At 61.1% G+C, this 14159-nt stretch carries 14 protein-coding genes; 9 read left to right on the top strand and 5 right to left on the bottom strand.

Annotated elements, in window-relative coordinates:
- Positions 1-7 precede the first annotated feature (7 nt).
- The 9 genes from paaF (at position 8) to pdxR (ending at position 9247) form a co-directional block, all read left to right on the top strand.
- A complete protein-coding gene (paaF, locus tag V2S86_RS03985; RefSeq protein ID WP_330761326.1) occupies positions 8-781 on the top strand; it encodes a 2,3-dehydroadipyl-CoA hydratase PaaF in 774 nt (257 codons plus the stop codon).
- 3 nt (positions 782-784) lie between these two features.
- Positions 785-1576, top strand: coding sequence for a 2-(1,2-epoxy-1,2-dihydrophenyl)acetyl-CoA isomerase PaaG (paaG, locus tag V2S86_RS03980; RefSeq protein WP_330761325.1), 792 nt, complete (start codon positions 785-787; stop codon positions 1574-1576).
- Between the two features lie 2 nt (positions 1577-1578).
- On the top strand, positions 1579-3099 hold the full coding sequence (locus V2S86_RS03975; protein ID WP_330761324.1) for a 3-hydroxyacyl-CoA dehydrogenase: 1521 nt from the start codon (positions 1579-1581) through the stop codon (positions 3097-3099).
- The gene (gene paaI, locus V2S86_RS03970; RefSeq protein WP_330763153.1) at positions 3099-3539 is read left to right on the top strand and encodes a hydroxyphenylacetyl-CoA thioesterase PaaI; all 441 of its coding nucleotides are present in this window, start codon (positions 3099-3101) and stop codon (positions 3537-3539) included. Before V2S86_RS03975 ends, paaI begins: the two co-directional genes overlap by 1 nt.
- Entirely contained in the window at positions 3536-4741 is a 1206-nt protein-coding gene (pcaF, locus tag V2S86_RS03965; RefSeq protein ID WP_330761323.1) for a 3-oxoadipyl-CoA thiolase, read from the top strand. The genes paaI and pcaF overlap by 4 nt, the downstream gene beginning before the upstream one ends.
- 16 nt (positions 4742-4757) lie before the next feature.
- Complete coding sequence (paaK, locus tag V2S86_RS03960; RefSeq protein WP_330761322.1) at positions 4758-6065, top strand: phenylacetate--CoA ligase PaaK; 1308 nt, start codon at positions 4758-4760, stop codon at positions 6063-6065.
- Between the two features lie 78 nt (positions 6066-6143).
- Complete coding sequence (gene paaX / locus V2S86_RS03955; RefSeq protein ID WP_330761321.1) at positions 6144-7088, top strand: phenylacetic acid degradation operon negative regulatory protein PaaX; 945 nt, start codon at positions 6144-6146, stop codon at positions 7086-7088.
- Between the two features lie 2 nt (positions 7089-7090).
- Positions 7091-7687 carry a phenylacetic acid degradation protein PaaY gene (paaY, locus tag V2S86_RS03950; protein ID WP_330761320.1) on the top strand — a complete coding sequence of 199 codons (597 nt, stop codon included), beginning with the start codon at positions 7091-7093 and terminating at the stop codon, positions 7685-7687.
- Positions 7688-7768: 81 nt separating this feature from the next.
- Positions 7769-9247, top strand: a complete 1479-nt coding sequence (gene pdxR, locus V2S86_RS03945) for a MocR-like pyridoxine biosynthesis transcription factor PdxR (protein WP_330761319.1) — start codon at positions 7769-7771, stop codon at positions 9245-9247.
- Between the two features lie 11 nt (positions 9248-9258).
- Here pdxR and V2S86_RS03940 read toward each other — a convergent pair whose 3' ends face one another.
- The 5 genes from V2S86_RS03940 to V2S86_RS03920 form a co-directional block, all read right to left on the bottom strand.
- Entirely contained in the window at positions 9259-10176 is a 918-nt protein-coding gene (locus V2S86_RS03940) for a DMT family transporter (protein WP_330761318.1), read from the bottom strand.
- Positions 10177-10270: 94 nt separating this feature from the next.
- Positions 10271-11671, bottom strand: a complete 1401-nt coding sequence (locus V2S86_RS03935; protein WP_330761317.1) for an amino acid permease — start codon at positions 11669-11671, stop codon at positions 10271-10273.
- Between the two features lie 18 nt (positions 11672-11689).
- Positions 11690-12877 (bottom strand): amino acid aminotransferase, encoded by a 1188-nt coding sequence (locus tag V2S86_RS03930; protein ID WP_330761316.1) that lies wholly within the window; start codon positions 12875-12877, stop codon positions 11690-11692.
- Between the two features lie 60 nt (positions 12878-12937).
- Positions 12938-13309 carry a RidA family protein gene (locus tag V2S86_RS03925; protein WP_330761315.1) on the bottom strand — a complete coding sequence of 124 codons (372 nt, stop codon included), beginning with the start codon at positions 13307-13309 and terminating at the stop codon, positions 12938-12940.
- Between the two features lie 3 nt (positions 13310-13312).
- Positions 13313-14107 (bottom strand): alpha/beta hydrolase, encoded by a 795-nt coding sequence (locus V2S86_RS03920; RefSeq protein WP_330761314.1) that lies wholly within the window; start codon positions 14105-14107, stop codon positions 13313-13315.
- Positions 14108-14159 lie beyond the last annotated feature (52 nt).

The following is a 14159-nucleotide window of genomic DNA, read 5'->3' as shown; positions in this document are numbered from 1 at the left end:
GCCGGTAATGGAAACCCCTTTGATCCTGCAGCAACAGCGGCAGCGCGTAGTGACCCTGACGCTGCATCGCCCGGAGGCGCGTAACGCCCTGAGCACTCCCTGCCTGGAACAGCTGGTGCATCGGCTGGAACAGGCCGATGCCGACGCAGGCGTGGGCGCGGTGGTGATTGCCGGTGCCGCGCGCTTCTTCGCTGCGGGTGCCGACCTGCGGGAACTGCAACAGCAGGACCTGCCCGCAGCACTGGCGGATCGTCGCCCGTTGCTGTGGCAGCGGCTGGCACAGTTCGGTAAACCACTGCTGGCGGCGGTGAACGGCTACGCGCTCGGTGCAGGCTGCGAACTGGCGCTGGCTTGCGACATCATTATTTGCGGCGAAAGCGCCCGCTTTGGCCTGCCGGAAATCACCCTCGGCCTGATGCCGGGAGCGGGCGGCACTCAACGCTTGATTCGCTGCGTCGGGAAATCCCTGGCCGGCCAGATGGTGTTGACCGGCGAAACCATCAACGCCGCCCGTGCGCTGCAAGCCGGGCTGGTCAGTGAAGTGTGCGTCGATGCGCTGACGCTGGAACGCGCTCAGCAGATCGCCGAACGCATCAGCTTACAGGCCCCGTTGGCGCTGCGTGCCGCCAAGCAGGCGCTGAAACAGGCGGAAGAAATCGGCCTCAGCCAGGGGCTGGCCTTTGAGCGCCAGCAGTTTGTCGCACTGGCCGCCACCGAGGATCGTCGTGAAGGCATCGCCGCCTTTTTCGAAAAACGTACGCCAAACTATCAGGGGCGCTGATTTATGGATAACGCATTGATTCTCACTCACCTCGATGCCGGGGTGCTGACCTTGACCCTCAACCGACCGGACCGGTTGAACAGCTTTAACGACGAGATGCACCGCCAGCTCAGCGAGGCGCTGACCCGCGCCGAACGTGACGACGAGGTCCGCTGCCTGCTGATCACCGGTGCCGGGCGCGGTTTTTGCGCCGGACAAGACCTGAACGATCGCAACGTCAGCGTTGAGCAACAGGCACCGGACCTCGGCCTGTCGGTCGAACGTTTTTATAACCCGTTGATCCGCCGCCTGACCGCCTTGCCCAAACCGATAGTCTGTGCCGTCAACGGCGTGGCGGCGGGTGCCGGGGCCGCGCTGGCGCTGGCCTGCGATATCGTGATCGCCGCCGACAGCGCCAGTTTTATTCAGTCATTCTGCCGCCTGGGGCTGGTGCCGGACTCCGGCGGCAGCTGGTTCCTGCCGCGTCTGGCGGGCCATGCCCGCGCCATGGGCATGGCGCTGCTGGGCGACAAGGTCAGTGCGCAGCAGGCGCTGGAATGGGGCATGATCTGGCAGGTGGTGGCCGCAGGCGAATTAGCCGACCATACCCAAACCCTGGCGCGGCATCTGGCCACCCAGCCAACCTACGGGCTGGGGCTGATTAAAAAAGCCCTCTACAGTTCGGCGACCAACAACCTCGATCAACAGCTCGATCTGGAGCGCGATCTTCAGCGTCTCGGCGGCCGCAGCGACGATTATCGTGAAGGCGTCAGCGCCTTCTTCGCCAAACGCACGCCACATTTCAGCGGGAAATAATCATGAGCCTGCCGACCTTCAACGGAACCGTGGCGGTGATTGGCGCGGGCACCATGGGCATAGGTATTGCCCAGGTGGCGGCCCACGCCGGGCATCAGGTAAAGCTGTTTGATATCGCCGCAAGCGCGGCCCAAAACGCGCTGAGCGCCCTGAGCATGCGGTTGCGCCGGCGCGCCGCGGCCGGCAAGGCCGATGCCGATGCCACCGAGGCATTGCTGGCCCGCATCCAGCCGGTGGATGCGCTTAATCAACTGGCCGACAGTGCGTTGGTGATAGAGGCGGTAGCAGAAAAACTGGCGATCAAACAAAGCCTGTTTCGCGAGCTGGAAGCCCTGTGCTCGCCCGCCGCACTGTTCGCCAGCAATACCTCGTCGCTGTCGATTACCGCCATCGGCGGCGCACTGCGGCATCCGCAACGCCTGGCCGGGCTGCACTTCTTTAACCCGGCACCGCTGATGAAGCTGGTGGAGATCGTCAGCGGGCTGGACACCAGCGCCGACACCGTCGCCACCCTGCAAACGCTGGCCCGGCAATGGGGCAAACAGAGCGTGCTGTGCCGCTCCACGCCGGGGTTTATCGTTAACCGCGTGGCGCGGCCCTTTTACGCCGAAACCCTGCGTGCGCTGGAAGAAGGGGTGGCCGACGTCGCCACGCTCGATGCGGTGATGCGCGATGCCGGCGGTTTCGCCATGGGGCCGCTGCAACTGACCGATCTGATTGGCCAGGATATCAATTACGCCGTCACCGAGTCGGTGTTCCAGGCCTTTTTCCAGGACTCGCGCTTTACGCCGTCGCTGATGCAGCAAGAACTGGTGGCCGCCGGGCGGCTGGGCCGCAAAAGCGGCTGCGGTTTTTATCGTTATGACGGCGAGCCAGCGTCGCCGGCCGCCGTCTGCCTGCCCCTCTCACAGGCGGAGCCGCCACGCCGCATTCAACTGCACGGCGACGAAGCGGGCGTGGCATTTTTGGCCGGATTGCCGACGGGAAATGCGGAGGCGATCATACAACCTGGCCAGACCAGCGCCTTTGCCCGGATCGACGAAGTTACATTTATGTTAACCAATGGTAAAACAGCCAGCCAGATTGCCGAGGAAACCGGAACCCCCGTGGTGCTGTTTGATCTGTCCGCCAACTATTCGCAAGCCCCCTGCGTCGCCATCAGCTGCGCAATGCAAAACGACACACAGCACAACGACAAGGTGGTGCGCCTGCTGCAATCCCTCGGTAAGCAGGTGATTTTACTGCCGGACTACCCTGGCCTGTTGGTGATGCGCACCCTCGCCATGCTGGCCAACGAAGCGCTCGACGTGGTGAACAAAGGCGTTGCCAGCGCCGACGATACCGATTGCGCTCTGCGCTGCGGCGTCAACTACCCGCGCGGCCCGCTGGAATGGGGTGCTGCGCTCGGCTGGGGGCACATTCTCGCCACGCTGGAAAATCTGCATCGCTACTACGGCGAGCCACGCTATCGGCCAATGCCGTTGCTGCGCCACTACGCATCCCTCTCTTCAGGAGCCGAATGATGAACGCCAATACGCCCCATGCGTTGGCGCAACGCTGCGCCGAACGGATGTTTCAACAAGATACCTGCGCGCAGGCGATGGGTATGCAGGTAGATGAAGTCGACGCCGGTTTCGCCAGGGTCAGCATGACCGTCGGCCCGCAGATGCTTAACGGCCACCAAACCTGCCACGGCGGCCAGCTGTTCAGCCTGGCCGATACCGCCTTCGCCTATGCCTGCAACAGCCAGGGGCTGGCGGCGGTGGCGTCCGGTTGCAGCATAGATTTTATCCGCCCGGCGCTGGCGGGCGATCGTCTCACCGCCCGTGCCGAGCTGCGCCATCAGGGCAAAACCACCGGGCTGTATGACGTAGAGATAGTCAACCAACGGGGCAAAACCGTCGCCTGGTTCCGCGGCCGCGCGCACCGGCTCGGCCACCGCATTTTAGAGGAGCAACCATGAGTCAGGCATTTATTTGCGATGGCGTCCGCACGCCGATTGGCCGCTATGGCGGCGCGTTGGCTCAGGTACGTGCCGACGATCTGGCCGCGTTACCGCTGCGCGCCCTGCTGGAGCGTCATCCCCAGGTAGACTGGTCGCAACTGGACGATGTGATCCTCGGGTGCGCCAATCAGGCCGGGGAAGACAACCGCAATCTGGCGCGCATGGCGGCGCTGCTGGCGGGCGTGCCGGTCACGGTTTCCGGCACCACCGTCAACCGCCTGTGCGGCTCGGGGTTGGACGCGCTGGCGATGGCAGCGCGCAGCATCAAGGCCGGTGAAGCCGGGTTGTTACTGGCCGGCGGTGCGGAATCCATGACCCGCGCTCCGCTGGTGATGGGCAAGGCCGACAGCGCCTTCAGCCGCCAGGCGCAGCTGTATGACACCACCCTGGGCTGGCGCTTTATCAACCCGCAAATGCAGACAGAATTCGGCACTGACTCCATGCCGGAAACCGCCGAAAACGTCGCGGCGCAGTTCAAAATCAGCCGCGCAGATCAGGACGCCTTTGCGTTGCGCAGCCAGCAGCGCGCCGCCCGAGCGCAGGCATCGGGAATATTGGCGCAGGAGATCGTACCGGTCAGCCTTCCCGACAAAAAAGGGGCGGTAACGCTGTTCAGCCAGGACGAGCACCCGCGCGCCGATACCCGGCTGGAACAGTTGCAGGCGCTGAAAACCCCGTTCCGCCAGCCCGGTACCGTGACCGCCGGTAACGCCTCCGGCTTGAATGATGGCGCAGCGGCACTGATTGTCGCCTCCGAGGCCATGGCCGTTCGCCAGGGGTTAACGCCGCGCGCGCGCATTGTCGCCACCGCCACCTGCGGCGTTGAGCCGCGCCTGATGGGCATTGGCCCCCTGCCGGCCACCCGCAAGGTGCTGGAAATCGCCGGGCTGAGTCTGGCGCAAATGGATGTGATCGAACTGAACGAGGCGTTTGCCGCACAGGCGTTGGCGGTGCTGCGCCAGCTTGGCCTGCCTGACGACGCCCCACAGGTGAACCCCAACGGCGGCGCGATTGCCCTTGGGCATCCGCTGGGCATGAGCGGCGCGCGTCTGGCGCTGGCCGCCCTGTTTGAACTGGAACGGCGCTCCGGCCGCTACGCGCTTTGCACCCTGTGCATCGGCGTCGGCCAGGGTATTGCTATGATCATTGAACGGGTATGACTCTCCGAGGCTAACTATGACAACCCTTACACGGCCACTCGACACCATTGAGTTCGCCTCGCGCGATGAGATAGAAGCGCTGCAGCTGGAACGCCTGAAATGGACGCTGCATCACGCCTACAACAACGTGCCTATGTATAAACGCAAGTTCGATCGGGCCGGTGTACACCCCGACGATCTCAAACAGCTGAGCGATTTGGCGCGCTTCCCCTATACCACCAAGCAAGATCTGCGCGACAACTACCCGTTTGACACCTTCGCCGTTCCGATGGAACAAGTGGTGCGCATTCACGCCTCGTCGGGCACCACCGGCAGGCCAACGGTGGTCGGTTATACCCAACGGGATATCGATAACTGGGCCGATATCGTCGCCCGCAGCCTGCGCGCCGCCGGCGCCACCGCCAAAGACAAGGTCCATGTGGCCTACGGCTACGGCCTGTTCACCGGTGGTCTGGGCGCCCATTACGGCGCAGAGCGGCTCGGGGCGACGGTGATCCCGGTATCCGGCGGGCAAACCGAAAGGCAGGCGCAGCTGATCCTCGACTTCAAACCCGATGTCATCATGGTGACGCCGTCTTATTGCCTGACGCTGATCGACGAACTGGAACGCAAAATGGGCGGCGATGCCCGCAGCTGTTCGCTGCGTCTCGGTGTGTTCGGTGCCGAACCCTGGACCGAGGCATTGCGCCACGAGATTGAGTCCCGGCTGGGCATCAAGGCGCTGGATATTTATGGACTGTCCGAAGTGATGGGGCCAGGCGTTGCGATGGAGTGCGCCGAAAGCGGCGGCGGCTCGACCATCTGGGAGGATCATTTCCTGCCGGAGATCATCTGCCCGGAGAACGGCGAAGTCCTGCCGGACGGCCAACACGGCGAGCTGGTGTTCACCACCCTGACCAAAGAGGCGCTGCCGGTGATCCGCTACCGCACCCGCGATCTCACCTGCCTGCTGCCGGGCGATGCGCGCCGGATGCGGCGCATGGGGAAAATCACCGGCCGTTCGGACGACATGCTGATCATTCGCGGCGTCAACGTGTTCCCGTCGCAGGTCGAAGAGCAGATTATGCAATTCGAACAGCTGTCGCCGCACTACCAGTTGCAGGTCAGCCGCAGCGGGCATCTGGATACCCTGGCGGTGCGCGTTGAGCTGAAGGAGTCGGCGCTTGGCCTCAGCCACCAGCAGCGCTGCGATATCTGCCACCAGTTGCGTCACCACATCAAATCGATTATCGGCGTCAGTACCGACGTCAGCATCGCCAACTGCGGCGACATTCCGCGTTCGGAAGGCAAGGCCCAACGCGTGGTCGATCTGCGACCGCGCTAATTAAGCCGGCGTCACGGATGACGCCTCAATAATCTGTGTTAATGTTGTGTCTCATCGACGGCTAACCCATGGAAAAATATGGAACATAAACTGGATGAGTTTATCCGCCATGCTGTAGACGCCCAGCCGATCAGCGGTACTTCACTGATTATCTCCCTGTATGGCGATGCACTCAGCCATCGCGGTGGCGAAGTGTGGCTCGGCAGTTTGAGCGCGCTGCTGGAGGCGCTCGGTTTCGGCGATCGCTTCGTGCGTACCTCGGTGTTTCGTCTGCAAAAAGAGGGCTGGCTGGCGGTGGAAAAAATCGGCCGCCGCAGCTTCTATCGGGTGACCGATCAGGGCATGCGCCAGTTCCGCCACGCCGAGTCGAAAATCTATCTCAGCGAACCGCCGGCCTGGGACGGCAAGTGGGATTTATTGCTGCTGGAAAGCGCGGACAAAAACGAGCGGGCGCGGCTGAAAAAAGAGCTGGGCTGGCTGGGGTTCGGCCAGATCGCCAACAACCTGATGGCGGCGCCCACTCACGCGCAAACCGACGTGACGGCGCTGCTCGGCGAGCTTGATGCCGGCGAGCAGGTTATCTACTTCCGCGCCGACTACCCGTACAACCGTTCCGAACCTACCCTGCAACGGCTGGTGGCCACCTGCTGGTCGCTGGCTGACGTGGCGGCGGGTTATCACGAGTTTATCGTCTCTTTCCGCCCGCTGATGCAACTGCTGCGCGAAGCCGACGACGCCCTGTTGACGCCCCAGCGTTGCTTCCAGATTAAGCTATTATTGATCCACTTCTTCCGGCGCGTGGCGCTGAAAGATCCGCTGTTGCCGGACGCCCTGCTGCCGGCGCAGTGGGAGGGGCAGATCGCCCGCAATTTGTGCATCAATATTTATCAGCGGGTAGACCGCGCCGCAACCGACTATGTCAGCGCGCTGGCGGAAACCACTATCGGAACCCTGCCCGCCCCGGCTGCCGGTTATTACCGGCGCTTCGGTGGCCTGCCACGCGATACTCTCAAGGAGATTTAGCTATGCCTGTGTATCAGATTGACGGCCTGACGCCGGTGATAGACCCGAGCAGCTATGTGCACCCGACGGCGGTGCTGATTGGCGACGTGATTATCGGCAAGCAGGTCTACATCGGCCCGAACGCCAGCCTGCGCGGCGATTTTGGTCGGCTGGTTATCTGCGACGGCGCCAACATTCAGGACAACTGCGTGATGCACGGCTTTCCGCAGCAGGACACGGTGGTGGAGGAAGACGGCCACATCGGCCACGGCGCAATCCTGCACGGTTGCCGCATCCGCCGTAACGCCATGGTCGGCATGAACGCGGTGATCATGGACGGCGCAGAGATTGGCGAGAACAGCATCGTCGGCGCAATGGCTTTCGTGAAGGCGGCGGCGGTGATTGAGGCCAACAAACTAGTGGTCGGCAGCCCGGCGCGAGTGCTGCGTGACCTGACCGAACAGGAACTGGCATGGAAAGTGACCGGCACGCGTGAATATCACGATCTGGTGCTGCGCTGCCAATCCACGTTGAAGGAGGTCGAACCCTTGGCCGAAGTGGAGCCAGGCCGCCAGCGCCTGAGCTTTGGCGATCACCTGATCCCGAAAAACCGGCTTTAAACGAGACTCGCTACCGCATTCCGATCAAAAGTGGTTTACAGTTAATGCCTTGTATCGCCACCTGTTCCTGGACCGGAATCCATGCCAAGAACCGCCAAAACCGTTGAAATCCCCGCCATCGGCGAACTTGACCGACATGCGGGGCAGCTCAGTGTCCAGCTTGCCCAAGCGCTGCGGGCCGCCATTCATAAAGGCGAACTGAAAGCGGGCGATCTGTTGCCCTCAACGCGGATCCTGTCGGGCGCATTGCAGCTTGCCAGAGGAACGGTGCTGGCCGCCTTTGAGCAGCTAACCGCCGAAGGGTTTCTGGAAGCGCAGCCCGGTTCGGGCACCCGCGTGGCTATGGCGCTCGACCGCAAAACCCCGCCACCGGCCAAAAACCCGGCGCCCTGCGACATTCCCCTGACCGCCCAGGCGCAGGCGCTGGCGCAATTTGCCGCCCAACGCGCGCCCCTGCCGCCGGTCCCTTTCACCGTCTCGGTACCGATCAATGATACCGCCCCCGATGATGTCTGGCGTCGGCTCGGCAACCGGATCCGCGCACGGGGGCCTGGCGCCCCGTCAGGCTACGGTGACCCTCTCGGCGCGTTGCCGCTGCGCAAAGCGATCTGTGAATATGTACGGAAAGCGCGTTCGGTGCTCTGTACGCCGGAACAGGTGATCATCACCTCCGGCACCCAGCAGGGGCTTTATCTCGCCACGCAAATATTGCTGGACGCCGGCGATGCCGCCTGGGTGGAGAACCCCGCCTATCGCGGTATTACCGCTATCTTTGACAACCTGCTCCGGGACCGGCAGATGGCGCGGATACCTGTCGATGACCAAGGCATCGACGTGGCGGCAGGCCGGGAGATCGCGCCGCAGGCCAGGGCCGCTTTTGTCACCCCGTCCCATCAATACCCGCTGTGCATGCCGATGAGCATGTCGCGCAGGCTTGAGTTGCTGGCGTGGGCGAAAGAGCAAAAAGCCTGGATTGTCGAAGACGATTACGACAGTGAAATGCGCTACGCCGGCCACCCTTTTCCCTCCCTGCAAGGGTTGGATCCCGCCAGAGTCATTTATCTCGGCACCTTCAGCAAAATCCTGTTCCCGTCATTGCGGCTGGGTTACGCCATTGTCCCCGAACCGCTGCGGGATGCCTTCTGCGGCGCGCGAGTGCTGATGGACCGCCACCCGCCCACCGCCGACCAGCACGTACTGGCCGGCTTTATGGCGCAAGGACATCTGGATCGTCATATCCGCAGAATGCGCGCCGTCTATGCGGAAAAGCGGCGCGTGCTGACCGACGCCGTCAACGCGCATATTTCGCCGCATCTGGCTGCCTTGCTCCCCAGTGACCAGGGGATGCATCGGGTATTGTGGTTGAAAGCGGGCCTGGATGACCGGCAGGTGGCCGCCGCTGCCGCCGAAGCCGGGGTGGCGGTCAGTGCGCTGTCGCCGATGTACGCCCCCGGTAGCGGAAAAAGCGGGTTGATCCTGGGGCTGGGAGGTTACGACGACGAGGCTATTCACCGCGCCGCCCAAAAATTGAATCGGGTCATCTTGTCGCTGGCAGGCTGACTCTGCCGGATTTAGCGCGAAAAACGCTTGGCGCCGAACACGCAAACCACGACGCCGGCCATCACCGCAATCATCGCCGGCTGGATGGTTTCATGCAGTACCAGCCCCGCCAACGCCAGGCCAAAGAACGGTTGCAGCAATTGCAGTTGCCCCACCGCGGCAATACCGCCCTGCGCCAGGCCGCGATACCAGAAAATAAAACCTATCCACATGCTGAACAGCGCAATATAGCCCAGCGAGAACCAGGCCCCGGCGCTCACCCCTGTCCAGGTTGTCGGTGCCGCCCAGGCCGCGACCGCCGCCGCCCACGGCAACGCGATCACCAGCGCCCAGGAGATCACCTGCCAGCCGCCAAGCCGGCGGGACAGCACCGCCCCTTCGGCGTAGCCCAATCCGCAAAGCAGCACCGCAGCCACCATCAGCACGTCTCCTGTCCAGGAACCGCCTGAACCCTGGCTCAGTGCGAAAACGCCAACCAACAGACCACCTAGTATCGAAAAGCTCCAGAAGGTCGCCCTCGGGCGCTCCCCGCCGCGCAAAACGCCGAAACAGGCCGTCGCCAGCGGCAGCAGGCCGATGTAAACCAGCGAATGCGCCGAGGTGGTGTGTTGCAAGGCTAACGCCGTCAGCAGCGGAAAACCGATCACTACCCCGATGGCGACAGCAATCAGCGGCGCAATATCGGCGCGCCGGGGCCAATGCTGGCGCATCAACAGCAGCGCGCTCAGGGCCGGTAGCGCGGCAATCGTCGCCCTCATCGCCGTCAGGAATACCGGATCAAACGCCTGCACCGCCACCCGGGTAGCGGGCAAAGAACCGCTGAAAATCAACATGCCCAAAAAGCCGTTGATCCAGCCCTGCGCCGAACGCGTGGCCCCCACCTGCCCCACGCCAACGTTAACCCCGGTTTTTGCTGTCTGACTTGCCATTCCCATAAGGCTCCACACGCATCAAAGAGGATTGATTCTCCGGATAAAGTGGTTTGGTTCCAGAGCCAAATAGACACATTTTCAGCAGACCGGTTTACTCCGCGCTTGTCGTTTCCGCCCGGACCGGCGCTGGCTGGTGACGGCTATAGAGGAAATAGACCGCCACCAGCAGCAAGGTGAACGGAATGCCGAACCACAGCGTCATGTTGAAAAACTCGGTGAACGCGGTGGAGATCAGCAACGCGGCCATCAACCCGGCCCCCGCCAGCGTGGTGTAGGGGAAGCCCCACATGCGGAATTTCAGGTGGGTGTTGCGGTGCCGGCGGCGGAAAAACAGATGAGTGACAAAGATCATCAGCCAGGTGAAGCAGGCGCCATACACCGAGATCGACATCATGGCGGCGAACGATTTTTCCGGATAAACCAGGCTCAGCACGATCGACACCACAATGCCGATGCACGACATCGCCAGCGCGCTCACCGGTATGCCGCGTTGGCTGACGCGGCCCAGCGCCGCGGGAGCCTGCCCGGCGCGGGACAGTGAAAACATCATGCGGGTGGTGATGTACAGTTGGCTGTTCATCGCCGACAGTGCGGCCACCAGCACGATGAAGTTGAAGATACCGGCAGCGGCGGGCAGATGGATCACGTTCATCGCCACCAGGAACGGGCTTTCGCCGGTACCGGATTGCCGCCAGGGTACGATCGCCAGCATCAGAGCAATCGACAGCATGTAAAAGATAAACAACCGCAAAATGGTGCCCTTGAAGGCGGTTTTGACCGCAATCACCGGGTTTTTGGCCTCCCCGGCGGCCACCGCGATCATCTCAATGCTCAGGTAACTGAAAATGGAGACGATCACCGCGAACCACATGCCTTTGACGCCAAAGGGGAAGAAGCCGCCGTTATCGGTAAAGTTTTTAAAGCCGAAGGCCGGGTTGGCGGAAAACGCCAAGATGCCGATGCCAATGGCGATAAAGGCCGCAATCGCCACCACCTTGATGGTCGACAGCGCGTATTCCACCTGGCCGAACGACTTGACGCCAATCACATTGATCGCGATCACCGCCGCAGAAAACAGCAGCACCCAGGGCCAGATCGGCGTGCCGGGGAACCAGAACTGCATGTACATGCCGATGGCGGTGACTTCGGTGCCTACCGCCAGCACCACGCAAGACCAATAGGAATAGCGCACCAAAAAACCGAACAGCGGGCTGATATAAAACTCGGCGTAGTCGCCAAAGGAACCGGGCGTCGGGTGTTCGGAGGTCATCTCCGCCAGGCATCCCATCAGCAATAAAGCCACCACGCCACCGATAAAATAGCTCAGCAATACGCTGGGGCCGGCCATTTGTATGGCGTAGGCACTGCCGAGAAACAGCCCGGTGCCGATCGCACCGCCTATCGCCAGCATCGACATCTGTCCGGCGGTGAGTTGCTTCTTCAACCCGCCCTGCCGCCGGGCTATTTCGTCAAAATCTTTCATCTCTTTCATGGCAATGTCCTACCTTGTTCACACAGCGCGAGTGATGTCCAGAATGGCGGCAGTAACGTAATCGACATTATTTTGGTTCAGGCCAGGCAGGCACATGCGGCCGGGTTCGACCAGATAAATGGCATACTCTTGCCGCAGCCGGGCGAGTTGCTGTTGGTTCAGCCCGGTGTAGCTGAACATGCCTTTCTGATCGCGGATGCGACGGTGATCCAGCCGTGAACCGCCCTGCTCCAGCCCTGCGGCCAGAAGTTGGCGCATCTGCTTAATGCGCCGGCGCATACCGGCCAGTTCACTCTCCCACTGGTGCCGCAGCGCTGCGTCCGCCAACAGGGTCTCAACAATCTGGCTACCGTGGGTCGGCGGGCAGGAGTAACTGCGGCGGATCAGCGTTTTCAAAGCGCCTTTCACGTTCACCGCGCTTTGCGGGCTGCCACAGCGCACCGACAAGCCCCCCAGCCGCTGGCCGTACAGCGCGACATTTTTAGAAAACGAGTTGGCGACCAAAAATTCCAGATCGGTTTTCAGCGCCTCATGCAACGCAAAGCCGTCTTCTGCCAGGCCGTCGCCAAACCCCTGATAAGCGATATCGAAGAACGGCAGCAACCGGCGACGTTGCAGCACCTCGATCGTGGCGCACCACTGCGCCTGAGTGAGGTCGGTGCCGGTCGGGTTGTGGCAACAAGGGTGCAGCAGCACCACGCTGCCTTCCGGCAGGCCGGCGAGCGTATCGAGCATGGCGTCAAAACGCAGGCCGCCGTTGGCCTCATCAAAGTACGGATAGGTGTGAACCTTCAGCCCGGCCCCCTCGAAGATGGCCCAATGGTTGGCCCAGGTCGGGTCAGACATCCAGATATCGCGGCGGGACAAAGAGTGGTGGATAAAGTCCGCCGCCAGCTTCAAGGCACCGGAGCCGCCGAGGGTCTGTACCGTGGCGATAGCGGCGGTATCCTGTTCGCCAAACAGCAAACTTTGCACCTGTCGGGTAAACAGCGGCGAACCTTCTATCGGCGGGTAACCGTGGGGAGTGCGCTGTTCAAGCAAGCGCCGTTCGGCCGCTTCAACCGCCTGCATCAGCGGGATCCTGCCCTGCTGATCATAATAAAGGCCGATCCCCAGATTCACTTTCTGCGTATTTTCATCCTGTAAATAAGCTTCCATCAACGACATAATAGGATCGGGCGCAGACGCGCCGATATGATTAAACATAGCGATTCCTTAATTCATTATTTAATGAATTTACTGGTGAAGGTGATAATTAAATTCGACTCAGGCCGTGGCGCTGACGGTTATTTCTATTTTCATTCCCGGCACTACCAATTTATCGACAATCACGGTTGAGCGATTGGGGTAAGGATAATTAAAGTATTTTTTATAAATCTCATCGAGTAATTTAACGTCATTCACATCGGTGAGATAAACAATCACCTGCAATACGTTATCGCTGTGGCTATTGGCCGCTTTCAATGTTTGCACCAGATTATCGAACGTCAGGGTAATCTGGCTTTCCGGCGCACCGGTTTCAATACTGCCGTCTGGCCTGACCGGGCCGTGGGCAGTGAACAACATGCCCCCTCCTTTGGTGGCCCAGGAAAAGGGTTGCCCAATCTCCGGCAGGCCGGTATCAACGATGCTGCGCATGGTTTATTTCCCCGTGGTGATTAACTGGCGGATCAGCGCCCCGTCAGCGGCGAACAGCTGATCCAGTACGTTGTAATGATTGGCTCCCGCTACGGCAACCAGCTCAGCCGGCAGGTTTTTCTCCCGCAGCGCGGCGTAATAATGAAGAGACTGCCCCACCAGCTCCGGGAGCTCGGCGGCGCCGTAAAACAGCGTCATGGGTTTTAGCTGTTCAGGGATATGGCGCGCCGGACTCAGCTGCGTGATTTGCCGCCGGGTCAGTTGCAATTGCCGGTTTACGTAAGTGCTTAACAGGGGTTCCAGCTCAAAAATGCCGCTGATGGGAAATATCGCGTCAACAACGGCATGCTGTTGCCAATAACTGGCCAGATGCCCGCCGGCGGAATGGCCGCACAAATAGACCGGCGCGTTTTTTTGCGGGGCCAGCCGCAGTGCAATGGCATCCAGCGCCGTGCCGATTTGCCGGCAAATATCGTCCAGTGTCGCCACCGGCGCCAACGTATATTCCAGCAACACCACATCAAAGCCCAGGGCCAACGGCACCTCGGCAATAAAAGCGAAGTCGTCTTTACGGCAAAATTGCCAATAACCGCCGTGGATAAATATTAATGTTCCTTTAGAGGGCGCATCGGAATATAACCAATCAAAAACTTCCCGTTCCGAATAACCATAAGAAATATTAAGTTCGCTGCGTACTTGCTGATAAACGGCCTGACTGCGGGTTTGAAATGAGTTCAGGATCTCATCTTCATTGTCTACCGTCGAACCGTTATCGTAACTTCCCGGCACAAGTTTCATATATTAAACTTCGTTTATTATTTAAGATAAGATATGCGTTAACTATTAGCAC

It is taken from the genome of Serratia sp. C2(1), assembly GCF_036352655.1.
Lineage (GTDB): Bacteria > Pseudomonadota > Gammaproteobacteria > Enterobacterales > Enterobacteriaceae > Serratia > Serratia inhibens.
The sequence above is the reverse complement of the archived record's forward strand: the minus strand, read 5'-3'. Positions and strand labels throughout refer to the sequence as shown.

Coding starts and splice junctions, on each gene's coding strand:
- pcaF (WP_330761323.1), top strand. CDS start 3,536: ATGAGTCAGGCATTTATTTGCGATGGCGTCCGCACGCCGATTGGCCGC.
- V2S86_RS03925 (WP_330761315.1), bottom strand. CDS start 13,309: ATGCGCAGCATCGTTGATACCGGCCTGCCGGAGATTGGGCAACCCTTT.
- pdxR (WP_330761319.1), top strand. CDS start 7,769: ATGCCAAGAACCGCCAAAACCGTTGAAATCCCCGCCATCGGCGAACTT.
- paaG (WP_330761325.1), top strand. CDS start 785: ATGGATAACGCATTGATTCTCACTCACCTCGATGCCGGGGTGCTGACC.
- paaY (WP_330761320.1), top strand. CDS start 7,091: ATGCCTGTGTATCAGATTGACGGCCTGACGCCGGTGATAGACCCGAGC.
- paaK (WP_330761322.1), top strand. CDS start 4,758: ATGACAACCCTTACACGGCCACTCGACACCATTGAGTTCGCCTCGCGC.
- paaI (WP_330763153.1), top strand. CDS start 3,099: ATGAACGCCAATACGCCCCATGCGTTGGCGCAACGCTGCGCCGAACGG.
- V2S86_RS03920 (WP_330761314.1), bottom strand. CDS start 14,107: ATGAAACTTGTGCCGGGAAGTTACGATAACGGTTCGACGGTAGACAAT.
- V2S86_RS03940 (WP_330761318.1), bottom strand. CDS start 10,176: ATGGCAAGTCAGACAGCAAAAACCGGGGTTAACGTTGGCGTGGGGCAG.
- paaF (WP_330761326.1), top strand. CDS start 8: ATGGAAACCCCTTTGATCCTGCAGCAACAGCGGCAGCGCGTAGTGACC.
- V2S86_RS03935 (WP_330761317.1), bottom strand. CDS start 11,671: ATGAAAGAGATGAAAGATTTTGACGAAATAGCCCGGCGGCAGGGCGGG.
- paaX (WP_330761321.1), top strand. CDS start 6,144: ATGGAACATAAACTGGATGAGTTTATCCGCCATGCTGTAGACGCCCAG.
- V2S86_RS03930 (WP_330761316.1), bottom strand. CDS start 12,877: ATGTTTAATCATATCGGCGCGTCTGCGCCCGATCCTATTATGTCGTTG.
- V2S86_RS03975 (WP_330761324.1), top strand. CDS start 1,579: ATGAGCCTGCCGACCTTCAACGGAACCGTGGCGGTGATTGGCGCGGGC.